Origin of the sequence: Pyrofollis japonicus (assembly GCF_033097485.1) — an archaeon.
Classification (GTDB): Archaea; Thermoproteota; Thermoprotei_A; order Sulfolobales; family Pyrodictiaceae; genus Pyrofollis; species Pyrofollis japonicus.
In genome coordinates, this window is the sequence record NZ_AP028634.1 from 1,194,376 (window position 1) to 1,217,753 (window position 23,378).

Consider the following 23,378-nt stretch of genomic DNA (forward strand, 5'->3'; position numbering starts at 1 on the left):
CTACTGGAGGAGTAACACCTGGAGGAGCATTAACCCTCTGCTCTGCATTAGGCCGCAGCAAGCCTCCTTGAAACAATGTACACGCTCATAGGTGGTCCGTGATTTGCCCAAAATACCCGCAGTCGTAATAGCCTCAACGAGGCCCACCACAATTGAGGAGTGCTGCTATATACAGCAACTCATACTCAGAGCAGAAAACATGTGCGACACGCTCCAGGCGAGCTGTAGGCTCGGGAGAAGCGGCGCAGAGATAGAATACCCCCTGCTCGTCGCCCAGATTCTCTACGCGTCCAGGCTCGGAGACCTCGTTGAGGGATGGATAAGGATACAGGGAGAACCACAGGCCCTGGACGCGCTGGAAACCGTTCTGAAGAGAGACCCGGGCATCTCTTTCCAGACAGTCAGCGAGGCCAAGCAGAGCCTCCTCTTGAAGACACTGATGCCCCCGGAGAAGTGGTGTGGTGGCTGCAAGCTCTGCCCCTACATAGATGCATTGCCCAACACGATGCCCCTCAACATAGTTGTGACGAGCAACTACATAGTAGTAGTCCTCGTCGCTTCGAGGCCCAGCGTTCTCAAGTCCCTCGAGGACCTCGGATACAAGGTGCTCGACACGATACCGGTGGAGGAGGTAGCCGAGGCACTCACCTCGAAGCAGGAAATAGCGCTGATGCTCGCCTACCTCTACGGCTACTACGAGAACCCGCGCCGCATAAGCATACGGGAACTCGCAAGCAAGCTAGGCATGTCTGGCTCCGCGCTAGCAGAGCTATTGCGCAAAGCAGAGCAACGAATAATAAAGAACTATGTGGTAATCAATCTAGCACACCACCTCTACATAACCCTTAGAAAACCAGTGAAGGAAAAGAACAAGGACTAGGCAGAGACACGCTAATACAATGTAGGAAAAAACAAGGTCGCCAAAATGCCTACTTCTTACCACCCATGTATTTCTCAAGAGCCTTGCGAAGAGGATCTGCGTCGCCTTTATCAAGGGCGTCAAGAGCTTTAAGCAGCTCTTGGGGTGGTATAAACGCTACAAGCACGGTGCGAAGCAACAACCTAGCGCGGTGGCGATCGCCCTTGGTATACTCTAGCAACACCTCATAGGCCTTCAACGGGTCGTCTAAGAGGAGTGACGCGAAATCTACACGATACTTCCTGAACGCTATATTGTTCAGCATAGAGACTGCACCAAGAGCAACGCTCCTCAGCCTCCTCACTATCTGTCCCGCAAACTCGTTCCTCGAAACCACGGACATCATCACCTAGGCCCAGATCACCTAGTGGAACAAATGTCTAGATCATTACTAGACAAGATCCTCGGCAAGAAGATCCCTAAGACTCTTTAGATCAGCCCTTTCTATTCTAGTGATGTTGACAAAGCGCCTCGCATCGATCGACAGTCTTAGCGTAGCGCTTATTAACTGGTGATGAATCGTCACCATCACTTCGCGATAAGGCTTACTTGGCCTTAAATGTTCAACAGGAGTTTCAATACTGATTATAGCATCGTAGAGAGGAGCTAAGGGGTCTTCTTGAACAGTCTCCCTGTTAAGCCCAAGCATATTGTAAAGATATACGCCGGTTATTCTGCGACGCCGCAGCCACAATATGAAGTTGAAGAGCTCCGGAAGTATCTCATCCCGCGGCTGAAGCCTTTCTAGAAGGTTAAAGCCTTCAATAACCACTACTTTGGGCTTAACGAGGTCAACGGCCATCCTCAAGAGTATTGTGAGTTCTTGAGGCGTATATGCGCTTGGGTTAAGTGAAAACGCTGCAATACGTTCAATAGAGTCTTCTCCCTCCTTGATCTCTCCTACTGTTTTCAGAATGTTTTGCACTACTTGAGTTATTGCTTGTGAGCTTGTTTGAAGGCTTAGAACTAGTACCTTCTTCTTAGTCCTAAGGTGTGCAAGCACTGGTATAAGGCTTATAAACATCTTTACCATGCTAGGTTCTACTGCAATAGCTATTTGTGAGTCAGCAGTCAATATCAAGTATGGACAAACTTCCTCAAGTAGAACTCTCCTCTCGGTATATGGTAGCTCTATCCTAGCTAGCCCCGTCTTCATGAGTATTGCAAGGAATTCACAGAGGCTGTAGACCTTGCTGTAATCAGGTGGAGGTATTTCTTCAAGCTTCTCTGGAAGAACTATGTTTATGAGTTCGCCGTGCCTTATGTAGAAGGGTAGTTCTGATATACTTATAGGGGCCCAGCGGGCTTTGCGTATCTCCATTATTCTTAGAGGCTTGCCCCTCCTAGTCTCGAAGCGGAGGATTATGACACCATCAACTACGAATTCTTCAACACCCTCACCGACCATTTGCGCGCCATAGGGGTATTCTGCTATGAGGACGCTGGTTACGCCGAGGGGCTTGATACCGTTTACGAAGAAGTTTTGTAGCAATTCTCTTACACGGGCCTTATCCCTCCCAAGTATCTGGAGCATAACGGTAACGCTGTCAACTACTAGCCTCTTCGCGCCCATGTTTATAGCGAGTGTCGCGACCTCTTCGAGCTGCTGCTCAAGGGCATCGACATCGGCTATTGTGAGTGCCTCCACGTACTTGAATATTCCTTGGTCCTCATACTTCTTGAAGTCTACTCCGAGGCTACGCATATGGGCATAGAAGTCTCTCTTAGGCTCAACGAAGTTTACATAGATTCCTGGCTCGCCCCTCCTCAAGCCCTCGTAGATGAACCTGGCGGCGAAAGTAGACTTACCAGTACCCGGGTTACCTGCCACAAGGATTACAGCGCCTCTCGGAAAGCCGCCGCGCAGGAGCTTATCGAGGCCGCTTATACCGCTAGGTATTATCTCGAACTCGTCATACGTGTATAGTATTCCGTGTATCTTCTCCTCGAAGCCCTTATCATTGCCAGCTTCGTTTCCCTGGCCGCCCATATTATCGCCTCTCTGATGATTTATGCAGTGAGTCTTATTCAGCCCCGGTTAGGTATAGCTATGGCCATTAAGCGGTATTTAAAACCCCTATGCTGTATAACTAATAACCAGGTAATGAATGCAATGATTATAGTGTTCTTATAGTATAAGAGCAACTAAGATAATAAGAATATCTAATACGAATATTAGTCTCATAGGTAACGAAACCCCTATATTTTAGAGCTAATATAATTCCCCTTACACGGGGATTCTAAACGCGATGAACCAGCGAGGAAGTGCTTCTACCGGTATTCAGAGCCTTGACGAGATACTGTGCGGCGGCGTGCCGCAGGGCTCGTTCGTGATTCTCGCCGGGCACCCGGGCTCCGGTAAGACAACGTTGGCGGCCACTTCATCGAGGCAGGTTTGCGGCAGGGCGAGAAAGCAGTATATGTGAGCCTCAGCGAGAGAGCGGAGGAATTCCTAGACCACATGAAACGCGTCGGAATAGACCTTGCCTCCTATAGGGAGAAGGGGCTTCTCAAGTACTATTGGCTCCCCTTGGCTAAGGATGCAAGGGTTCTAGCCGACAAGGTTGTAGAAATAGTTGTGACCGAGAAGCCGCAGCGACTAGTAATTGACACTCTGACTCCTCTCTTAAAAGCACTGAGGGCGGGAGCTAGCCGCGAGTTCCTCCACAACTTGGTAAACCTTGTGACAAAGCCATCGCGTATAACAGTTTACGCGCTCCTCGAGGTACCACACGGCTCTAGGACTATCGGGTATGGACTGGAAGAGTTCATTGCAGACGCGATAATGTTGCTGAGGCTTGATGAGTACCGGGGGATAGTTAGAAGGACCCTGAGCATACGCAAGGCGCGCTGGTGCCCCCAGACAAGAATGAGCTACGGGTTCGAGATAACTAGCCGCGGCATAGTAGTATATAGGGAATACATAGGTGGTGTTAAGGGCCGCTTCGACCTCTCACAAAAGCACAGTACCGGGGTACCAGAGCTCGACAAGATGCTCAGGGGAGGAATACCTAGAGGCGCTATAGTTGTTATCTCGGGGCCCAGTGGAGTAGGCAAGTCTACGCTTGCTCTAACGATTATTAAGGCAGAGCTTGAGCGGGGCGGAAAACCCCTATATGTCACGTTCGAGGAGTCGGTTGAACAAGTAAGGTATATTGCAAGAACCCTTGGCATAGAGGGCGAGTTTGACATAATCTCATTGTCGCCGCTCGGAATAACCCCCTCCGGTCTCTACAGCATAGCTATAGACCGCATGGACACCTACAAGCCCACACTAGTAGTTATCGACGGTATTGGCATAGTGCTGAAGTGGTACGGGGAGGAGACGGGGCTAAACCTCGTAAGGACACTGGCCTATGAGGCGAAGCTGCGCGGCATCACAACAATATTGACGAGCCTAGAAGACTTGCTGAGCGGAGCAGGGTCTCCGAGCCTCAGCACCATAGCCGATGTATTGATCGGACTGGGGTTTGAGCGCGACAACGACGTTATTCGCAGAGTTATAGCCGTGCTTAAGGCGCGGGGCATAGTCCACGATACTCGTGTACGAGAGATTGTTTTTGAGCAAGACCGTATAAGCATAGATAAATATGAGCGGGGAGCGAGTGGGATAAACAAGCCCTAAGGGGAGATTATGAACTTGAGCCAGGAAGAGAGCAGGCTTATATCGATGGTTTTTCGCGAGGCCTTGGATATGGCGTGTTACCCGGTAGCCATAGCCGTGAAGCTCGGGTTCGATGCTCGCGGGAAAGATATGGGTTCAATGCTCCTTAACGACCCTAAGGAGTTCTATGCGCTGCTCAGGGAACTTCTTGGAGGAGACGATGTGGTTGCCGAGTCATGCTTAGATATGACGTTGCGCATAATTATAACGCATTACCGGATCGACGCTGATCCTAAGGAGCTTCTAAGGTCTATCAAGAACGGTGAAGCAGATAAGGTGCGCAAGTTCCTCGAAGAGCTTGTCAAGAGGGTTCAGGAGGAGGGTCTACTCTAGTTCCTTCTCCGGAGCTGTAGCGGCTCCGGCTTGTACCGGTCTTGGTGCTGAGTTATCGTTCCTTGAATGTCTGTTCTCGTGCAGGAGGGTATGGCGACATAGGAGCTGTGTTACCGAGTTCTATCACGACTGTGGCTTGTTTACCGAGTGCACGTTGCACGTCATAGTAGCATCCTTGGCGAGAACACCATTATCAATGTGTCTGCGAGCGTGAGCAGTGCCATGTATTTCGCCGTCATGGGGGTATAGCCGTGGACTATCCTTGCGACTATGAAGGCTGAGGCGGCTATGATTGCTAGTAGTGAGTAGTAGTAGAGGCCGAGGAGTATGCCGGGATCGATTGGCTTCCCGAACATGGGCATGCTCATTGTTGACATTTTCTCTACAAGGCCTATGACTATCCCTGCGGAGAAGGCATAAGTTATTGATGCGAGGGAGGTTACGAAGCCGTATTCGCTTAGGCGGGACTTTACGAGGCTGAGTAGTCGGCGCGTGCTCTGCGCGTGGCTTGATGCTACGCCGAGGACGCGGTGCATCATGCCCCGGCTCTTCGTGGCGGAGACGATGCTGTAGGCGTAGATTCTTACCCGTCGAGGCGTGTCGCGGAACGCTTCCCTGAATGCTTTTTCGAGGTCGCCGGTTGCGCGATATATCCTGGCCATCTTCTCCACGATGATCGACATGGGTGGGTCGAGGATTCTTGAGGCTACTAGTAGGGCGTCCGCTGCCGACCCGGTTGAGGCTAGGAGGCCTGCGTAGAGCGAGAGCAGCTCCGCTACTTGTTGCTCAAGGGCTTCTCTCCTCCTCAGCTCTCGGCGAGCAACAAGGTAGAGAGGCAGGGCTGCGAACGTTATTGCCCCGGATATCTCGACGAGGGAGCCCGTGTCGCGTATCACCGGTATGAAGCGAAACATTATCACCTGGTGCAAGGGGACAAGCTCGGGGATCCTGAGCTTCAGCGAGAGGCCTGGGTAAAGGTATAGCCAGAGCAGCGTAAGGGCCACCGAGGCAGCCGCGGCGAGGAGCCACTCCCTCTTCATGCCTTTTACACCCTTATCCTTGTGACCATTGAGTCGGCAAGCACAGCTATCGCGGCACTAGTGGCCGGCACTACTATGAACGTGGAGATGAAGAGGATGTTGTCGAAGGAGAGCAGGGGGGTCCTGGGGGGCTGTATTGCGAAGAGGAGCGCCACTACGCCAATCGCTACGGGGAGCATTGCACCGAAAGCAACGAATATCTCTAAGAGGGCTCCCAGGGAAGAGGACAGGTTTTCCACGTAGGACTCTGTAGTGTGTATGTACTCCGACACAATCGTGTTTATGATCTCCTCTACATTGCTGCCTGTGCGGGCAGCTGCTGCAAGGCTTCCTAGTAGGCTCTTGACGCTGGGGCTTGGGGAAACCTTGGCGGCCCTGCTCAGAGCCTCGTCGACGGGTACGCCGGCCTTTATCATCGAGGAGATGTATTCGAGCTCTATGCTGAACTCTTTCAGTTCTTCCCTCTCCTCTCTCCACACCTGGATAAAGGCCTCCGCTATACCGCTGCCCGCGAGTATGCGTGTAGAGAGGGCTGAGGCCAGGGAGAGGAAGCGGGGCTCGAGCTTCGAGCCACGGGACTGGTATATAAGCGCAGGTATCATTACGTAGAGCGCTATCCCTATCAGCGCCGTGCTCACGGCCAAGCCTATTCCAACAACTATGGAGACTAGTAGCGGGAACCCCCTGGCATAGAGGAGTGCTGCAACCATGGATGGGACCAGGAGGACTAGGAGGAGGAAGACTAGCAGGTACCATGCGGTGTACTTGTCCAGGCTACTTGAGATGCCGGAGCCGAGCACGTGGTACTCTAGGTCAGGGTTGATGCTCTGCCCCAGCCTCTTGAGCATCTCCCTCAAGGCCTAGGCACCGCCCTTCCTGAACACGTATGGAGACGTCTCCTTCAAGGCTTCCTCGTAAACTTTCTCCGGGTCCCTCATGTAGCGGCGCACCGTCTCGTGAACCTCCAGCATGTCTGCGTTGCGCTCCGCTAGCCACTTGATAATGGTTGCTCTCCGCTCAAGGTCGTGCCAAATCTCTCTAGGTGAAACAACCAGTAGCTCAGCTATTGCCTTCACGAAGCTGCTCTCGGTAGATAGTAGCACCCAGTCGTCCTCCTTGCTACGCCACTGCACTAGGCGCCCAAGCTCTATCTCGTCGCTAGCCGGGTCGTATCCACGGGTCTCGTCGATTCGTATGACCTTCCTAGCCACTGTGCCGCCTCGCTCTAGTCTCAGTATGTGCACGAAGAGCTTGTTCGCCGCTATGAGGCTCTTCGGCACATTCATGGGCGGAGAGGCCAGCCTCCGGATAAGCACGTCGGCGCTCTCAGCGTGAACAGTTGTGAGCCCCCCGTGCCCCGTGGCCAGTGCCTGGAAGAATGCGAATGCCTCGCGGCTACGAATCTCGCCGACAATTATCACGTCTGGCCTCATGCGGAGCGCGCTCTCAACCTGCGCCTGTAGCGTAACGTTCTGGACGCCGGGCATGTCGCTGAGCCGGGTGTGCATCGCCGCCCAGTTATCGTGGAACGGGAGATAGATCTCCGGCGTATCCTCTATCGTGACTATCTTGTACTCTGGGGGCAGCAGCATCGCGAACGCGTTGAGCAGGGTGGTTTTCCCAGAGCCGGTCGGCCCGTAGATGACCACGCCCTGCTTGTACTGTATCGCAGCCCACAGTATAGCGGCGACACCAGGGTCGACCGTGCCGCGGTTAACGAGCTCCACGACCGTGAAGGGCTCGGCGCGGAACTTGCGAATAGTGAAGCTGTGGCCACGCCTAGAAACAACATCCATCACGATGTGGACACGGTAGCCCTCGGGGCGGAGAATACCCTCAACAACAGGCCTCGCGAGGCTAGGCTCCTGGCCGGAGCGGAGTCCAAGCTTCAACACAATGCGCTCAAGCTCCCCTGGGTCATTGAAGACAATGTTGCTCGTCAGCCACTCGAACTCCGTATGGTACACGAAGACGGGTGTGAGGAGGCCATTGCACGAAATATCCTCTATACGCGGATCACGAACCAAGGGATCCAAGCGGCTATAGCCAACAAGGTCCCGGGCAATATAGTAAGCTATACGGGTAGCCTCATCCTCCCAGTCCCTGCCAAGACGCCTAAGCCTTCCACGAAGCGGCGCAAGAGCCCGACGAGCAAGAACATAAGCCTCTCTCATAGCCTCGCCGAAATCCTCTATCCCCGAAAACCTGCGAAGAAGACCTATATCGCCAAGAATCTTGTCAAGGAGGCGGCGAAGAACCCTCCCACCAATCTCGGTCAAACCAGGCTCCTCAACATTATAGAAACGCCTACCATCAACATCCTCAACAATACTCACAACAACTGGGGGCTCATCGCGAATAAAGTATTGTACCAATATAGTGATTTGAGATTCGTTACTTATTTTTTCACGCATATCTCTACCTACTGTTATACTCGGTTTTAGCGTAGCTTCCTCAGCTCTGTCAGTGTTTACATCACGCATAGTAGATGGCCCTTCTTCGCTTTTTTATTAGTTTTTGTTATATCCAGCTTAAAACCTATACTTAAGACACCGTTGATAGGTTTAATGCTAAGAACCTTAAAATTAAGTGTTGCTACTATAGAATGAAGTTTAAAAATAAGCAAGTAGATTAAAAAACGTATACCTTAGCTTACTAGTCACTTAGCCACGTATAGTTGTAACATATGTGGCTGTAACTCCTTCCCTAGTTACTACCTTGACTAGTATAGTTGAGCCCGGAACGAGCTTTGTGTCGCCAAGATTAACTACTACCTTGGTGACATTGGCTGGAGGCACTTGCACCTTAAAGAGACTCTTACTAACATTGGTTGCTATTATTGAACCATTTGTTGCATTAATTACATAAACGGCGCTTAGATTAACTGGCATATTTCCGATATTTCGTACATATATTGTTAGCTTATTATTATGAGAATCATAGCTTATATGATCTATTAATATACTCTCTTGAAGCGTTGCTGAAGAAGTTGGCTGATTAGATACAGTCCCTGCTACCCATGTGTAGAGTAGTACTGCTACTGCGATTAGTACGAGTAGTGCGGTTGCTACTACGGGGGATATGGCGCGCATGTTCTTCATGGCTATCCCCCTCTTGTTTGCTCTATTTCCGTGTCTTAGGAATAGTGTTTTATGATGCTTTTAAGCGTTCTGATTATTGTTAACACGTAGTTCAAAGGCATATTTGTATATATCGTAGTAATACGTCGCCCTTTAAGCATGGTTGCTGGTGCTGGTTTACAGTGTCTTGATTACGCCTTACGGTGGGTGGGTTGCTTGCCGGGGGTGGTGGGGTGGGTTCTTTAGGCCCCGGCTGTACTTGTTTCTCATGCGGTGCTGGGAGAGTTGTCTAGGAGATTGATCCTTCTAGGTCATTACCCACCGCCGGTTGTACTCGAGGAGGGGCAGAGCCTGCTAGAGGCCATGGTTGCTCTTGACCAGCGTGGTGTACGGCACGCAGTTGTTGTTGATCAGCGGGGCTGTTTTCTCGGCATCTTTTCGATAAGGAGGCTTCTAGGCGAGCTGCTCGAGGGCTACGAGAAGGGTGATCTTGCTGAGCGCTTAGAGTCTAAGAGGGTTGAGGAGGTTGCTAGGCGCGATGCCCCGAGGTTCGTGGTCGGCGAGTTCGACATGGAGCAGGTAATTGAGACTATGGCTGAGAAGAATATTGGCGCGGTTGTTGTCACTGATAGTAGTGGTTGTGTGCTCGGCATTATATCTGAGAAACACATTACCGGCGCAATGGCTCTCTCCTCGATAAATGCCGCTGTCCACGAGATAATGTCGCGGCCAGTGCATAGCCTGCCCCTGGAGGCGAGCGTCGCTGACGCGCTTAGGCTAATGGTGAAGCACCGCCATCGCCACGCACCCGTAGTGGATAATGAGAATAGGTTGGAGGCGATAGTGTCGGCTCGCGACATACTTGCTTTGCTCGCCTCCGAGCAGAGCCTAGAAATGATACGTAGAGGAGAAGCAGACAAGGTCTACGGCCTAGAGGTTCTGAGAATAGCTGTTGGCGCACCAGCGACTATCCGTCCCAGCAGCGACATCTCGACAGCACTGAGGATTATGAGGAAGCGCGGCGTCTCCGCCCTACCAGTCGTGGATGAGGGCTACCACGTCATAGGTATTGTCACTGAGAGGGACTTCGTGACCAAGCTGCCAAAGCTAATGGGCGTAGAACTGTTCTACGACTTGGCCCGCTCCAAGCTATACGTGGCGCGCGTCGTCGCGTAGGGGCTGCACAAAGGGATGCAGGGACGAGGGTGGAAAATAGGCAGGAGTGTGTTCCTCGTTCTTTTCTCTACCTAGCTTCGCCGCGCTAGATTATCGGTAGGAGCTTCTTCGCCTCCTCCTCTGTGAGGCCGCTCTCTGGGCTCGTGAGCGCTTTTTTCAGCTCCTCTAGCACGTGGTCTAGTACTTGCTCGTAGTATACTGTTCCCTCCTCTATCCGGTCCATGGTTTCTTGTAGTTTCCTGGTCACTTCTTCGGAGACTAGGCTCTGGAACCTTTTCATGAGGAAGTTGTAGACTCCTATTCCGCGCCTCGTTGCTATCATCTTGCCGGTGCGGCCCCTTGTGACCGCGTAGCCGCGCCTCATCAGCGTCTCTATTATCTTTGCGTAGGTGCTTGGTCTGCCTATGCCCCTCTCCTTCATCATCTTCACTACCTCTGCCTGGGAGAGCGTCTGCACAGGGCTCCACACGACTATCCTTACCGCTTCGGCAGCGTACTCTGTCTTAACTATTGGCTTCTCCGGCCTCACTACGGGATAAATGTCTAACCATGACTTCTCAACTATCTCAACAACTCTCTCCATCTCTCTGCGCAGTTTCTTCGCCTCCTCGCCCGGCGGCACAACCTCTACCTCTATGGTGGCGTACTGTTTCCTCACCTTGGCTGGCGCCATCTGGCTCGCTATGAAGCGGCGGAATATGAGGTCGTAGAGCCTGTAGTGCTGGTTAGTAAGCGGCCTTGCCAGCTGGAGGGCGCCCTCTTCTACTAGGCGGCGCAGCGTCTCGGTGTCAATGGGCCTCGTAGGCCTTATTGCCTCGTGTGCTCCACCCGTGCCCCAGTGCCTCGGGTAGAACAGCTTCTCCAATGCTTCGTCGCCGTAGCGGTAGCGGAGGTACTCCCTAGCCACTGCTATTCCCGCGTCGCTTATGCGAGTGCTATCGGTTCTATGATAGGTTATGAGACCTAGCTCGAACAAGTCCTGTGCTAGCCTCATGGCCTGGGGCGCCGGTATGCCTAGCCTTGACGCAGCCTCTGCGAGCAATGCGTCGGTAGTGAAGGGTGGCAGAGGCTTTAGCTCCTCGATCTCTTCTTTCAGCTCGACTACCCTTGCCCTTATCGGCGGCTTCTCCCTGAACGCTTTGAGAACCTCCGTTATTACTTTCCTCTTCGCTCTCCTCCTCTGATCAAGCTCGTCTAGCCTCTCCAACACGTTCTGGTCCAGCAGGACCTGGTTGAGGAGCTTCTTTGTCTCCTCTAGCTCTCTGCGTATCTGGTCGCTTATCTCGTCACCCCTTAGCTCGATTACTAGCTCGGATTCCTCGCCCGTGACGGGGCGGAGGAGGGCTCGGAGCAAGGGTATTCTCAGATACTTTGCCCCAAGGGTGTGCTCCACTATCCATCCGAGAACCGGTGTCTGTACACGGCCAGCGCTAAGGTTGTAGTTGGGCCTATTACACTCCTCTTCAGCATACTTCAGCCTCTCCATAGCGTTGAGCATCGCCTCGGCGTTCCGGAGCCTCCTGGAGGCAGCCGCATGCCTCCTCAAGAGCTTCCAGCGGCAGAACCATGGCCAGAACTTGGTCCAGAGCACCGGGGAGAGCGTGAACCCTATCCAGCGGTCTTCTACGCGCCTAACTATCTGTGCCTCTACGAGGCGCTCGTGGAACGCCCTCGCACTGTGAATGGCTTCTAGGATTGCTTTCCTGGTTATCTCGTGGAACTCTACCCTCACAATGCTCTTCGCTGCTGGGCGGACAAGGCTCGCGAGGTCCCAGCCTATCTTCTCGCCCTCGGTGTCGGGGTCAGTGCCTATCATTACCACGTCTACTTCGCTCGCGATATCGCGCAGCGCCTCAATAACGTCCCAGCTGTTCTTAACGAGCGGTGAGCCGCAGACAGGGCAACGCAGCTCCCCCTTACCCGTCACCGGGTTATACTTCGTCGGGTCTACTACCCATTGATGGCCGCAGGCGAGGCACCTAGCGAGGGGCGCGTAGACCGGTAGGTACCTCCTACCACCATCCGGTGCTACGAGTACGCCGTGCACGTTGCGGGCCTTGCGCCAATCGTAGCCCTTAGCGCTGCCCTCGAGCACGTCGAGGAGCCAGTCGGGGGAAACCGTCTCAGCCGGAGTAGCGGGCTTCACAAGGTCGTAGACGTGGCCGCCGCTAGCGGCTACTAGGAGCACGTAGTCGCCAGTAGAGACCTCGTAGACCCTTACCGGGCCTACTTGGCGGGAGGAGGGCCTCCCGAAGAACCCTGCTATTGTGCGCGCTTTGTTGGGGCTCTCCACTATGAGGAGAGCCGTCTTCACCAGCTCCATGAACTCTGGCTTAATCCTGCCCTCGAGGATGTCGCGCACCCTCTGCCTATCAGCGTCTATTTCTCGCAGGATCTTCGCAAGGTCTAGTTCTTCCAGCCTCTTCCACTCGGCCTCTATGAGCCACCTTGTGCGCCTAGCGAGGCCGTTGAACAGTCTCTGGTCGTCAACCACTACTACGCTGAGGCCCCGGGTTATTCCGCCGGCGAAGAGCCTGCTAGTCCTACCCGAGGCCTGGATATAGGTCGCGACGTCAGGTACCAGTATGTAGGCCTTGTCCCCGCTCCTCACAACAGCTATGTCGTCCGCCTGCTCCAGCGCCTCCCAGACGTCTTCTCTGCGAAGAGTCTCCCTCAGCCACTCAAGAGCCCTTTGGAACTCCTTTGCGAAGTCACTGGTCACCTGGCCGCTACGAAGCTCCTCAGCAACCTTGGCCAGTGCCGCCTGGCTTAGGCGGCGCATAATGTTGCGCAGCCTTCCGAGGAAGAACTGGGCCCTCTCCTGCACGTCCCGGGGCCCATGCTCTACGAGGACGCTGAGTGCGCGGAGAATGCTGACGGGGTGGGGTTCCTCGAACCTTGCACTGAACTTGAGCCTCGGGACGCCGGCGAAGACCGCGTAGCGTATCCTCTCAGGGAGGTCTAGGCCGCGGACAGCTACGCCATAGTATATCGCTACTCCTACTAGGACGTCTGTCTCCCCGGAGCGGAACCGGTCAAGGGCGGCCTGGTTCCTCGAGGTAAAGGCCTCTGCTGCCACCCCGTGCTCGCGCAGGATCTCGGCGAGCTTCTCGGCGTACTCAATACCCTTGTCCACCGGCACGTAGACTAGCCCACCCGTGCCGAGCCTCTTGACAAGCTCTACCACTTTTGCCTCGATGCCTTCTGGGCCGGGGTAGGTATACGCGTCAACAATGTTCCTTATGGCCTCGGAGGAGGCGCCCGCCTGGAACCCCATAAGCACCTGGAAGAGCCTCACCCTGGAGCCGCGGGGCCTGCCAGTAGCGCTACTCACAACTAGAGATGCCGCACGCTTCCTTGCCTTCTCTATCTTCTCCTGGAGCCTCTCCAGCCTCTTATAGAGGGGTTCAAGGCTCTCGCTGAAGATCTTCTGGCGAAGCCTTCTAACATCCTCCGCCGAGAGCGTCCGGCCCCTCCGAGCGAGCCTCTGCCGGAGCTTGGCGAGTTCCTGCTCGAATCGCTTCTGTGCCCTCTGGGCCTCGTAGATGAGTGAGCGCTGGAGGCGTAGCAGCTCCCAGCCAGCCTCTATCTCCCCTTGGCCGAAGCCTGCCAGCTTGAGCACAGCATCAACGCTCTTACCACTCTTTAGGACCGCGTCCACGTCGTCTACGAAGAGGAAGCGGAACCACTTGTCCCAGTTCTCGCGGAGCGCTACGAGCTTGTCGGCGTTCCTTATCATGAACTGACTAGTGGTTATCAGTATGTCGAAGTCCCCGGCCTCGAGCTTCTCCATGTACTGTCTGCGGAGCTTCTGGGGGAGCCTGCTGTGAAAAGCTATGATGCGCGCCGCCACTCCGGCCGCGTCTGCGAGGCGAAGCGCCTTCTCCTCAACCATCTTGACAAGCGGCGTAGTCGGTACAACTATGTAGCTCTTCTCGCCCCGAGAAGCGAGGTAAACGGCCATAAGTACTCCGAAGGTCGTCTTCCCGAGGCCCGTAGGGGCTATAACGGCGAAGCTCTTGCCCTTGAGGACTCTGCGAACCCATGTCCTCTGGGCGCTCCAGAGCCTGCTCCCAGTAGCCTTCTCGAAAAGCGCCTCTACCTCCCGGGCCTCCCTCTCTATACGGGCATAGTAGTCCAAGGGGCTCCCGCGGCGCAGCTTGCCAAGCTTTCGCAGAGCCTCAGCCACGTCGAGGACAGTCTCGGCCCCGATCTCCTCGGGGAGACACTTGGGGCAGGGGAGCCCGCGATGGAGCCTATCGTCTCCTGCAGGGCCTCCGCAGTTGGGGCACGAGTAGAAGTAGACACCCCTCGCGGGCTCGTGTGCTTCTCCCCTACTGGTCTGAGACAAGGCCTATGCCAGTCCCCCAAATAGGGTTTAGAAACCCGACCCAGTGTTCTTGATAAGCGCTTAGGTTCCTCATAAAAGCGCTGGGCTCCCAGCCCTGGATAACACGTGAGGCTACTGGTTATTGACAGGTAGCTGGCAGGACACCGTGCCTACGTGCCAGCTTTACAAGGTCCTTGTCGAAGCTTGCAAGGGGCTTCCCGAGGCGTATCGCAACACTGAGCACGAGCAGGTCCTCGTAGCGGCGTGGGTCTCGGAGCGCGAACCACACGTCGCCGACGCCTACTGGCTCGTAGCGGAACATCTCGTCGCCGAGCACGTATGCTGCAAGGCTCTGCGCCCTCGCGGGACCATGGCTTCTCCGAGTGCTCCATACGAGCTCGTGGAGGACGATAGAGGGGACGATGAAGCGCTCAACGCAGTTGGCGATGCGCTGGGCCTCCTCGTGGCCAGGCTCGTCTTCCAGGAGGAGGGCTCGGAGAAAACTAGTATCAACAACTGCCTCATAGCGCCTAGTGCTCATTGTTTCTTCTCTACCCCTTCTCTAAGGCCCTCTACGGGTATCGGGGCCGAGTCCTTTATGTGGAGGTCTAGCTGCGGGAACGGTATCTCTATGCCGGCCTTGTCTAGCTCCTTCTTGAGCCTCGTCTGGAGATCAACCTTGGTTGCGAACCATACTTGGGGCGGGGCCCAGCACCTCATAGTGAATACTATCGCGGAGTCGCCATAATCTTCCACGAAGACCTCGGGGGCTGGGTTCACTAGGCAGAAGGGATGCTCCTCCATCATGCCCCGGAGGACGTTGATAGCCTTATCTATGTCTGTGCCGTAGCTGAGCCCGATTCTTATCTCGACCCTCCTAGCTCTCGTCCTGTAATAATTAGTTATTATTGATGTGAACGCTGTTGAGTTCGGGACACGGACAATCGTGCCATCCCACGTGCGTATACGGGTAGAGAAAATGTTTATGTCAGCGACAACTCCCGAGACGTCACCAAGGGTTACGGGGTCGCCTATCCTCAGAGGCTGCTCCATCAATAGGAAGAGGCCGCTTATCAGATTAGAGACTGCCTGCTGAGAAGCAAAGCCTATGACAATACCAGCTATCCCGCCTGCGACAAGCAGGCCCGAGAGATTAACCCCGAGAACAGCCAGAGCGGCAACAGCGCCGAGGAATATTATCGTGTACACGGTTATGTTCTCCAAGGGCTTATACACATACTGCGGCAGCCTTCCCTGAAGGCTGCGACGCATAATCCTCCTAACGAGTAGCGCGAAGAGAATCGTGGCTACTAGTATGGCGACGGCGGCTGCTAACGCCTCTAGCCTAGCCTTCAGAGACACCAATACGCCGCTACCTGCCCCGCTCAAGCCAGACACTCCTCCCCCAGACAGCCAAGACGCGGAGAGAAGGAGCCCGGAAGCACTAAGGAGATGGTATAGGCGTTATAAATGCAGGCGAAGTTATGGGGACGCGAAGCTTGCGCGAAGCCTGCCACACTCTCCTAACTCCTGCAAGAGGGCGTTCTGAGCTAAGCCTTGCAGCAACGTGGCGGGGCTCCCTGCGCGCCACGAGGATCGGGTAGAAGAGGCGCCCCTCGTCATCAATGTATAGCTCGGTGAGCGCGGCGTTAAACCCTATGCCCGGGATTATCCCTTCTACGCCGCTCACATCAATGCGCACCAATGCGTAGATGCCAGCGCTTCTCAGCGCCTCCTCTAGGCTCAGCCAAGCCCTTGAGCGGTGATGGCGGCAAACCGTGCCGTCGATAACGTCGCCTACGAGGGTGTATTTCACCTTGAAGGGAGACACATAGGCTATAGCTGTATCATTAACATGTATGAGCAGCTCGTAGGGAGCAGTAGCCCACAGCGTGGTCGTCTTGGCCCCTATGATTACGGGGTCGCTGAACTCTAGATATATGCACGAGGTAAGCGGCTGCGGTCTGTAGAGAGGAGGAACCAGGTCAGCATACACTGTGTCATGCTCCGTCAACAGTGCACGCCGACAGCCAAACGGGTCACAGAACTCGAAGACACCGTCCACGCTATACGCGAGCCTGCACTCCCCTATGGCTCTGGAATCGCCCCGCCTTAGCACAACAAAGTGCTGCGACTCCATTCACTACGCCCAATGAGGTAAGCATAATGCGATCTTACCCTATTTAAACCAATACATCAGCTGGGTGGAAAAACATGCAAGTAATCCCATTAAAAAATGGTTCAGAAACGAGGGCTAACTTATTAGTGCCAGTAGTGCCTCAAGAGTTATAGATGCTTGGCCTATGAGTATCCTTATCCTTAGCGTTATCCAGTCATGGCCGTCTAGGCTGCCTTCAAGATTCTTGAGGACCGATACCACGTTGCTTATTATTGTCTGCGCCTTTGCAGTATTGCCTTCCTCCAGTGCCTCCTTGGCCTTGCTGAGCTCCTCTATCTGGGCCTCAATGCTCTTTACTAGGTCATCGTCTTTCTTTATTTCTGCTAGCCTCTTCGCCGCTTCCAGGGATTTCTGTGCGGCTTCGATCATTCTCTTTGCAACGATCTTGGTTAGAGCAGGCTTCTCTTCGTGAGCCTCACCGCCTCCAATTATCTTCATTATTGTCTTTACTTGTTGCTCAGCCATATCCACTAGGTGTATTAGCGGTGCTAGTGCTCGCTTCCCTGCCTTTCTCTCCCTGAGCACTTCTTTGAGGTCATCGAGCTTCTTTAGCGCTGCCTGTGCCGCCTTAAGCACGTCCTCCTTACTTGTCTCGTTGTGCTTATACGCTTCAAGCTTGTCCGCCAGCGTGGCGAGCGCTGCAAGGGTCTCGTTGTACTGGTCTCTCAGATCACTGGGCACCACATACTTCATTGCACGTAGCTGGACTATAGTCATCTTCAGCTTGACTAGTGCCTTGTCGAGCCCCATTGGCGGGAGCGGCAGCGGTATTGGTAGTATGTGGAACCTCTTACCGATGATGTCCTTTATGGGGCTTGGTAGCATGTGGCGAATCTTTATGATCTTGAATATTTCTCCTGGCCCGAGGCCTCTGAAGCCCTTACCAGTTGTCTCGTTAAGCATGCTTTCGTAGCGCTGAAGCATTCTCTCTAATATCTCAGCCCTCTTCTCGAGCCTCTTGGCGAGATCCTCTCTGCCCTGTTCGCGCAGCTTCTTTGCCTCCTCTGTCAGGTTCTCTATTCGCTCCCTCAGCTTCTCCACTATCTTCTCGAGCTCTTCCCTAGCCTTGCAGAAGTGTGGCTTAGCTGCCTCTATCCTAGCCTCCTTCACCAGCTCCATAGAGTCCTTAACGTAGTCGCGTATCTCTTCGCCAAGCTCCTTGACTTGTTTGCGTGCCTCGTCAGCGGTGATGTTGCCCTGTATTACTAGCCTCTTTAGCGCCAGGGTTTCGTTGAGCAGTTCTTCTCCTTTAGCTATGCTCTCGCTAAGCTCCTTCTTGAGGCTCCTTAGCTCTTCCACTACGTTGTTGCAGGCCGTTACGTTGGCTTTTGCTGCCCAGCGGATAGTAGCGTCGACGCGGTGTAGGGTTGCGTTCAGCGCGGCCAGTGTTGCTCTAAGCATTGCTGCTAGCCTGTTAATCTCGGCGATCACTAGTGCCTTCTCAGTGGTGTTGCCTGCTACTCTCCTAGCGTATTGCTGCGCTGCCTCAGCGACCAGTAGGCCGAGCTGCTTGAAGAGCTTTGCTGCAAGCACTCTGGCCTCGTTGATCTTGCCCTGCTTTACCAGCTCCTCTACCTTGGCTATACTCTCGTTTATCTCGCTGAGCTTCTCCCACAGTTCTGAGCCGTTAGGCACACCCCATGTCTTGAACAACGCTTCTACGTTGTTGACGCTGATTCTTAGAGCTATTACTATGCCGTAGCCGCTGCTACTAACATTAGTACTATTATTAGTTGTGGTTGCTTGGTTCTCTGCGGCAGCTATCCTAGCTAGGCTCGTTATCGGTGCCAGACTTGCAACTAGTAGTGCAAGTACTATGAAAAGTGCGGACGCGTGCTTGCTTACGAGCCTCATACCTGTATCACCTCTCAAAGGGTGCTCCCCGTGAATGGGTGTGGCTGTTCTTTCCTTTTGAGGTACGCGTACCGAGGCGTCCTTGGAACGGTGTCGGAACGCTCGTGGAACGGTCATGTACTGGTACCGCGTGTTTGTGCGAACACTTATGATGGATTGAAGCCTTTTATATATGCTGAATGCATCGTTATTGTCGGGGCTGTTGCCGGCCAGGGGTGGTGCCGAATAACCAGTGGCCCTGTCCTCGTGGTAAGGGACTTGGTGAAAAAGTATCCTGGCGGAGTCTTGGCTTTGCGCGGGATATCGTTTACCGTGTCGCGTGGAGAGATCTTTGGCCTCGTAGGCCCTAATGGCGCGGGTAAGAGTACTACGTTCAAGATTATAGCTACGCTGCTTAAGCCTACCAGTGGCCAGGTCTTGGTCGACGCTGTGGATGTTGTGAAGAGCCCTATGGAGGCTAGGAAGAGGATTAGCTTTGTCCCCGAAGAGGTGGGCGGGTATCGTCGCCTAACCGGGCTGGAGTATCTGCGCTTCGTCATAAGCGTCTACGTGAAGGCGCGCGGTGGGAGCGATAGCGACGTTGAGAAGGCTGTCCAGGAGGCTGTGAGGATTAGCGGGCTCGACCACGAGACGCTCGCCTCTACGCGTATGCTTGAGTACAGCAAGGGTATGAAGAGGCGGGTGCAGGTCGCGTGGGCTCTTGCCGTGAAGCCGGTGCTGGCGATACTTGACGAGCCTACTTCCGGCCTTGATGTTGAGGCTAGTTATGGGCTCCGCAAGCTCATAAAAGAGTATGCGAGGAGCCACGGTGTCTCCGTGCTACTCTCTAGCCACAACATGTTGGAGGTCGAATATCTCTGCGACAAGGTAGCCCTTATCCACGACGGCGTAATAATAGAGGAGGGTAGTCCCCGCGAGATCGTTGAGAAGTATGGCGCCGAGAACCTCGAAGAAGCCTACATGGCTGCCATGAGGGCTAGGAGGGGTGAGGCGGCTTGATGGGCCTCCTTGTCCGCAAGGAGCTTAGGACACTGCTTCGCGAGCCCATGGTTATAGCAATGATAGTACTGCCAGCCATAATCTATGGCTCCATGTCCCCCTTCCTGGGCTCAGCTGTGAAGCAGGTAGAGGAGGCCTCCAAGCTCCGTGGTGTGAGCATCGCTATCGCCGCGTGCGATAAGGCTGACTACTTTGTCGCGAAGACAATTGCTGCCGCGCTGAAGACTCGTGGAGCAAACGCCTCGGCGGTGAATACGTGTACGCCCAGGAACCTGATAGAGAGATACGAGCTAGTCGTTTACCTTGAGCCAGGGTTCACCGAGTCAATCATAACAGGGAAGGCCAGGATAACCATCTATGTGCGCGGCGACGTTAGCCGGCTAAACAGGATGCTCGCCCTGCCCACAGCCGCCATGGGCTATATAGGCGAGGCCCTTGGGGGAGAGAAGAAGCAGAACGTCAGCGTAAGGACACTGATAGTGCTGAACAACAAGGTGTGGAGCCTCAGGGACATAAACAACTTCTTCAGCCTAGCGACATTCATGTCCTACGCCACCCTGTTCATAGTGTTCCCCGCCGCCTCGATAGGAGCCTCACTAATAGGAGCAGAGAGGGAGGAGCGCACCCTAGAGGTTCTCCTTAGCCTCCCGATAAGCCGTAGAGACATAGCAGTCTCGAAAAGCGTCGCAGCCATAGTCGTCGGGTTGCTCGCAGCCGCCTCCGCGATGCTAGGCCTCGTCATATTCGCGCGCTCCGCAAAGATACCGGTAAGCCTCAAAGTATTCGACGCAGAAATGCTCACACTTTACGCGCTAGCCCTAGGAGCTGAAGCACTACTAGCGACAACGCTCGCCCTCTTCGTGGGCTTATTTAGCACGACTACACGCGGAGCACAGGCAGCGGCAGGAATAGTCGCATTCCCAGCCCTTATCCCGACATTCCTCCTCATAACCGGGCTGCCGAAGACCTCGCTACTGGTTGCAGCTCCCTTCACAGCCGTGATATACACTGTACTCAAACCATTCATAGGCTCCACCATGCCGCTACTAGCAGTCATAGTCCAGGGAGTAGAGGCGCTACTCGTCCTCGCCCTACTAGCCCGCATACTGGAAACAGAGACCGCCGTAACGGGGCCGGAGACTCTGAAGAGATGGAGGAGGAAGCTAGGCAGGAGGAGGAGCCTCATAGCACGGAGGAGACCAATGTAGCCTAGAGCCTTTTAAGCCCACCGGGAAGAACTTGTTTCTGTAATTAGTTTCGGGGGAGCCAACTTGGCTAGAAAGGTAAGGCTCGGAGCAGTCATCTACAAGGAGCAGGAGGACGGAACCACCTGGTACATAGCAGTCGAGCCCCTCAGCGGAGCACAGGCCCAGGGTGAAACCCTAGAGGAGGCACTGGAGAGGCTCCGGGAGGAGGTGGTCAGGATGCAGGATGCTTGGTGTGAAGCCGAGATACGTGAAGCAATAGACGCGAAGATAATAGAGGTGGAGCTGCCGGACTAAGTCCTGGCCTCTTATAGAAGTCTAGGAATTCATGGCTGTAACCACGTGAGAGTTGATTATTTCTTTACCCGGCTTTCCCGGTAATAGAATATAGCTACTAAAGCATAATCGTAAGTCACCTAAATACCCTTGGAACGACCCCTACAAGAACCCCAGCTATTATCTAATAAAGGAGCTGAAAATATCCCTGCAGCGTTGATACCAAGATCTTATGGAGCCCTCGCTCCCGGATAACTATGCCCAAAACACTTGAATAGAATCTGAGCACCCGGTTCCAGTATATTTGGCGAGTTTACATTTGGTATATGGCGAGTACGTGTATAATCCCGAGCTGTTAAGAAGAATTATAAGGTTGGAGTTCGGCGTCGAGGCTGGTGTCCTTTCAAAGCGTATTGTTATATCGCCACTTCCACTAGAGGAGGTTATACCTGGTATCGAGGATCTCTTAAACACTGAGGGGATTAGATTCAAGTGGCTACATACCAGGGACCCCGTTCTAGGCAAGGCCAAGGGTAATTTAAGGCTGGAGCTAGGCGGTGAGCCATACTACATCTTGTTTGTCGGGAGGGGAGCTATTGAGGCTACCGATAGGGCATGGATAATAGGACATGATAATACAGTGGAGGAGATCTTATTCGTTGGAACAGCAGCCTCGCTGAAAGAGGATTTAAGGCCAGGCTCATGTAACGTTCCTCTCTACACGCTTACTGTGCTTGATCCCTCCCTAGTCTATGCCGGCCTCTCAGAGGGTCTTCCAGTAGCTGACACGTCACTAGTCCGGAGAGTGTTGAAGATAGGGAGGAGAGTTGGCTGTAATGCATCGTCTTCGCTTCATGCTAGTGTGCCGTTCTTCTACATGGAGACGAGGAGATTCCTAGAATATCTATCGAGCATAGGTGTCTACACTATTGACATGGAACTAGCACCTATCCTAAGAATATTGAACTCCCTTAAGAAGAAAGCGGTAGGACTAGTGTTTATCGAGGACTCCCCACTACATGGAATCGAGTACACCTCTGAGGAGTACGAGAGCATTAAGAGATCAATTCATTTGATGAAGAAGAAAATCCTACCGAGAATCATACTAGAATTTCTACAATCTAAATAAGCCACATTATTATCCCTATCCTTGAGCATAGTCATTAAATCTTACTTTATAGACAGGGACAACTATATCGCCTCCAATAATAGCTTACTGACTCTATGTTATCTACAAGGGAATAAACCGCTATAATTATAGGATATAACATAGAGATCTAAAGATGAAATAGTAACAGCTTAGAGACTCAATTCAGCCCTATAGTCAGTGGTGGTTACTGTGTCTAAGGTTATTAGAGTAAAATATGAGAAGGGCGTGCTTAAGCCATTAGAACCCTTGGAGCTGAGCGAGGGAGAAGAGCTACTAGTTAAGATTATAGTAGCTGAAGAAAGGAGGAGACTAATTAGGAGGCACCGAGGATCCCTAGGCCAAGTACCGAAGGAGCTTCTGGATAAATTCATGCTTGAGGCTGAGGAGCAGTAATGATATTTCTAGATACCAATGCCATACTCTACTATCTCCACGACGTAAAACTATATTCTAGACAAATAGAAGACATAATCACGGACGAGAACAAACTATACACAAGCATTCGCATCATAGACGAAGCTATATTCACCCTTATAAGAACAAAAGCATGGCTAAAACTCGGGATAAGACGCATAGAAAAACTAAGAGAATACATCCAAAAACACGGATATAAGCCATTTAAAGAAGAACTCAACGAGCTAACCACATTCCTAGAGGACACCGATATCACAGTCCTAGAGGACAGAGCAAACGTTCAGGAACTCATATCAACAGCCAAGGAATACCACCTACTACCAGCAGACGCACTAATAGCACTAACCTGTAAACACTACGAAATAAATACGATCCTTACATTTGACGAAGACTTCAAGAGAGTACTATGGCTGAAGGTTGTACCCTAAGCTTCTAGATCAATAATAGAGCCATGATTAATAATCTGCCTAGTCAAAAAGATCACCACCTTTCCTAACGTCTTGGCTATTAATATACTTTACTTTATAGACTTTATAGCGTTGATAATGATTCTGGAGTATTTTGTGACAGACCCACCGCTAGTTTGAATCTAGGACCTCTAGCTCAAAAACCGCAATATAAATATTCATAATGTATCAATTCATAATAAATGGAGCATCCCTTCGCACAGAATACTTAATCAAAAATACCCAATAATACCCAATAATTGATAAGGATAAAACATCAATGTGAAGACATTATTCACCATCAATAGCAAAA

At 53.0% G+C, this 23,378-nt stretch carries 22 protein-coding genes; 11 read left to right on the forward strand and 11 right to left on the reverse strand.

The genetic code is table 11. The annotated features are described in order from the left end of the window. Positions 1 to 103 precede the first annotated feature (103 nt). Positions 104 to 880, forward strand: a complete 777-nt coding sequence (locus tag SBG41_RS06145) for a helix-turn-helix domain-containing protein (RefSeq protein WP_317894679.1) — start codon at positions 104 to 106, stop codon at positions 878 to 880. Between the two features lie 49 nt (positions 881 to 929). On the opposite strand, the gene SBG41_RS06150 is transcribed toward SBG41_RS06145, so the two are convergent. Both SBG41_RS06150 and SBG41_RS06155 read right to left on the reverse strand, forming a co-directional pair. Beyond that, positions 930 to 1,256, reverse strand: a complete 327-nt coding sequence (locus SBG41_RS06150) for a hypothetical protein (RefSeq protein ID WP_317894680.1) — start codon at positions 1,254 to 1,256, stop codon at positions 930 to 932. Positions 1,257 to 1,310: 54 nt separating this feature from the next. Continuing rightward, positions 1,311 to 2,909: an RAD55 family ATPase gene (locus SBG41_RS06155; RefSeq protein ID WP_317894681.1), complete on the reverse strand. Its 1,599-nt coding sequence runs from the start codon at positions 2,907 to 2,909 to the stop codon at positions 1,311 to 1,313. 259 nt (positions 2,910 to 3,168) lie between these two features. On the opposite strand from SBG41_RS06155, the gene SBG41_RS06160 reads away from it, so the two are divergent. From SBG41_RS06160 to SBG41_RS06170, 3 genes are read left to right on the forward strand one after another with little or no spacing between them, the layout of a single operon-like run. Next, the gene (locus SBG41_RS06160; protein WP_317894682.1) at positions 3,169 to 3,345 is read left to right on the forward strand and encodes an RAD55 family ATPase; all 177 of its coding nucleotides are present in this window, start codon (positions 3,169 to 3,171) and stop codon (positions 3,343 to 3,345) included. After that, on the forward strand, positions 3,342 to 4,544 hold the full coding sequence (locus tag SBG41_RS06165) for an RAD55 family ATPase (protein ID WP_317894683.1): 1,203 nt from the start codon (positions 3,342 to 3,344) through the stop codon (positions 4,542 to 4,544). Before SBG41_RS06160 ends, SBG41_RS06165 begins: the two co-directional genes overlap by 4 nt. Before the next feature lie 15 nt (positions 4,545 to 4,559). After that, entirely contained in the window at positions 4,560 to 4,916 is a 357-nt protein-coding gene (locus tag SBG41_RS06170; protein ID WP_317894684.1) for a hypothetical protein, read from the forward strand. 161 nt (positions 4,917 to 5,077) lie between these two features. Here the strand turns inward: SBG41_RS06170 and SBG41_RS06175 are convergent, their stop codons facing one another. From SBG41_RS06175 to SBG41_RS06190, 4 genes are all read right to left on the reverse strand, one after another. Continuing rightward, positions 5,078 to 5,956 (reverse strand): hypothetical protein, encoded by an 879-nt coding sequence (locus tag SBG41_RS06175; protein WP_317894685.1) that lies wholly within the window; start codon positions 5,954 to 5,956, stop codon positions 5,078 to 5,080. Between the two features lie 5 nt (positions 5,957 to 5,961). Further along, positions 5,962 to 6,804 (reverse strand): type II secretion system F family protein, encoded by an 843-nt coding sequence (locus tag SBG41_RS06180; RefSeq protein WP_317896504.1) that lies wholly within the window; start codon positions 6,802 to 6,804, stop codon positions 5,962 to 5,964. A 12-nt stretch (positions 6,805 to 6,816) separates the two neighbouring features. Beyond that, positions 6,817 to 8,439, reverse strand: coding sequence for a type II/IV secretion system ATPase subunit (locus tag SBG41_RS06185; RefSeq protein WP_317894686.1), 1,623 nt, complete (start codon positions 8,437 to 8,439; stop codon positions 6,817 to 6,819). 180 nt (positions 8,440 to 8,619) lie between these two features. After that, positions 8,620 to 9,057, reverse strand: coding sequence for a hypothetical protein (locus tag SBG41_RS06190; RefSeq protein ID WP_317894687.1), 438 nt, complete (start codon positions 9,055 to 9,057; stop codon positions 8,620 to 8,622). 264 nt (positions 9,058 to 9,321) lie between these two features. Here SBG41_RS06190 and SBG41_RS06195 point away from each other — a divergent pair, with 264 nt between their 5' ends. Next, entirely contained in the window at positions 9,322 to 10,212 is an 891-nt protein-coding gene (locus tag SBG41_RS06195; protein ID WP_317894688.1) for a CBS domain-containing protein, read from the forward strand. Positions 10,213 to 10,297: 85 nt separating this feature from the next. Here SBG41_RS06195 and rgy read toward each other — a convergent pair whose 3' ends face one another. The 5 genes from rgy to SBG41_RS06220 all read right to left on the reverse strand — a co-directional run bounded on the left by rgy (position 10,298) and on the right by SBG41_RS06220 (position 18,575). Beyond that, the gene (rgy, locus tag SBG41_RS06200) at positions 10,298 to 14,563 is read right to left on the reverse strand and encodes a reverse gyrase (protein ID WP_317894689.1); all 4,266 of its coding nucleotides are present in this window, start codon (positions 14,561 to 14,563) and stop codon (positions 10,298 to 10,300) included. 118 nt (positions 14,564 to 14,681) lie between these two features. Continuing rightward, positions 14,682 to 15,083: a PIN domain-containing protein gene (locus SBG41_RS06205; RefSeq protein WP_317894690.1), complete on the reverse strand. Its 402-nt coding sequence runs from the start codon at positions 15,081 to 15,083 to the stop codon at positions 14,682 to 14,684. After that, positions 15,080 to 15,931: a mechanosensitive ion channel family protein gene (locus SBG41_RS06210; protein ID WP_317894691.1), complete on the reverse strand. Its 852-nt coding sequence runs from the start codon at positions 15,929 to 15,931 to the stop codon at positions 15,080 to 15,082. Before SBG41_RS06210 ends, SBG41_RS06205 begins: the two co-directional genes overlap by 4 nt. A 55-nt stretch (positions 15,932 to 15,986) precedes the next feature. After that, positions 15,987 to 16,682: a DUF432 domain-containing protein gene (locus SBG41_RS06215; protein ID WP_317894692.1), complete on the reverse strand. Its 696-nt coding sequence runs from the start codon at positions 16,680 to 16,682 to the stop codon at positions 15,987 to 15,989. 114 nt (positions 16,683 to 16,796) lie between these two features. Then, positions 16,797 to 18,575 (reverse strand): coiled-coil domain-containing protein, encoded by a 1,779-nt coding sequence (locus SBG41_RS06220; RefSeq protein ID WP_317894693.1) that lies wholly within the window; start codon positions 18,573 to 18,575, stop codon positions 16,797 to 16,799. Positions 18,576 to 18,665: 90 nt separating this feature from the next. Between SBG41_RS06220 and SBG41_RS06225 the strand changes: the two genes are divergently transcribed. From SBG41_RS06225 to SBG41_RS06250, 6 genes are all read left to right on the forward strand, one after another. Next, complete coding sequence (locus tag SBG41_RS06225; protein ID WP_317894694.1) at positions 18,666 to 19,574, forward strand: ABC transporter ATP-binding protein; 909 nt, start codon at positions 18,666 to 18,668, stop codon at positions 19,572 to 19,574. Continuing rightward, the gene (locus SBG41_RS06230) at positions 19,574 to 20,782 is read left to right on the forward strand and encodes an ABC transporter permease subunit (RefSeq protein ID WP_317894695.1); all 1,209 of its coding nucleotides are present in this window, start codon (positions 19,574 to 19,576) and stop codon (positions 20,780 to 20,782) included. The genes SBG41_RS06225 and SBG41_RS06230 overlap by 1 nt, the downstream gene beginning before the upstream one ends. A 63-nt stretch (positions 20,783 to 20,845) precedes the next feature. Next, positions 20,846 to 21,076: a hypothetical protein gene (locus tag SBG41_RS06235; protein ID WP_317894696.1), complete on the forward strand. Its 231-nt coding sequence runs from the start codon at positions 20,846 to 20,848 to the stop codon at positions 21,074 to 21,076. 298 nt (positions 21,077 to 21,374) lie between these two features. Beyond that, positions 21,375 to 22,184: a phosphorylase family protein gene (locus SBG41_RS06240; protein WP_317894697.1), complete on the forward strand. Its 810-nt coding sequence runs from the start codon at positions 21,375 to 21,377 to the stop codon at positions 22,182 to 22,184. Between the two features lie 210 nt (positions 22,185 to 22,394). Then, positions 22,395 to 22,598, forward strand: a complete 204-nt coding sequence (locus SBG41_RS06245; RefSeq protein WP_317894698.1) for an antitoxin AF2212-like protein — start codon at positions 22,395 to 22,397, stop codon at positions 22,596 to 22,598. Further along, positions 22,598 to 23,047 (forward strand): PIN domain-containing protein, encoded by a 450-nt coding sequence (locus SBG41_RS06250; RefSeq protein WP_317894699.1) that lies wholly within the window; start codon positions 22,598 to 22,600, stop codon positions 23,045 to 23,047. The genes SBG41_RS06245 and SBG41_RS06250 overlap by 1 nt, the downstream gene beginning before the upstream one ends. The last annotated feature ends 331 nt before the right edge of the window (positions 23,048 to 23,378 follow it).

What these genes read in the sequence shown, in the direction of transcription:
- SBG41_RS06175 (WP_317894685.1), bottom strand. Translation starts at nt 5,956, where the DNA reads ATGAAGAGGGAGTGGCTCCTCGCCGCGGCTGCCTCGGTGGCCCTTACG.
- SBG41_RS06190 (WP_317894687.1), bottom strand. Translation starts at nt 9,057, where the DNA reads ATGAAGAACATGCGCGCCATATCCCCCGTAGTAGCAACCGCACTACTC.
- SBG41_RS06220 (WP_317894693.1), bottom strand. Translation starts at nt 18,575, where the DNA reads ATGAGGCTCGTAAGCAAGCACGCGTCCGCACTTTTCATAGTACTTGCA.
- SBG41_RS06185 (WP_317894686.1), bottom strand. Translation starts at nt 8,439, where the DNA reads ATGCGTGATGTAAACACTGACAGAGCTGAGGAAGCTACGCTAAAACCG.
- SBG41_RS06250 (WP_317894699.1), top strand. Translation starts at nt 22,598, where the DNA reads ATGATATTTCTAGATACCAATGCCATACTCTACTATCTCCACGACGTA.
- SBG41_RS06205 (WP_317894690.1), bottom strand. Translation starts at nt 15,083, where the DNA reads ATGAGCACTAGGCGCTATGAGGCAGTTGTTGATACTAGTTTTCTCCGA.
- SBG41_RS06160 (WP_317894682.1), top strand. Translation starts at nt 3,169, where the DNA reads ATGAACCAGCGAGGAAGTGCTTCTACCGGTATTCAGAGCCTTGACGAG.
- SBG41_RS06215 (WP_317894692.1), bottom strand. Translation starts at nt 16,682, where the DNA reads ATGGAGTCGCAGCACTTTGTTGTGCTAAGGCGGGGCGATTCCAGAGCC.
- SBG41_RS06155 (WP_317894681.1), bottom strand. Translation starts at nt 2,909, where the DNA reads ATGGGCGGCCAGGGAAACGAAGCTGGCAATGATAAGGGCTTCGAGGAG.
- SBG41_RS06180 (WP_317896504.1), bottom strand. Translation starts at nt 6,804, where the DNA reads ATGCTCAAGAGGCTGGGGCAGAGCATCAACCCTGACCTAGAGTACCAC.
- SBG41_RS06230 (WP_317894695.1), top strand. Translation starts at nt 19,574, where the DNA reads ATGGGCCTCCTTGTCCGCAAGGAGCTTAGGACACTGCTTCGCGAGCCC.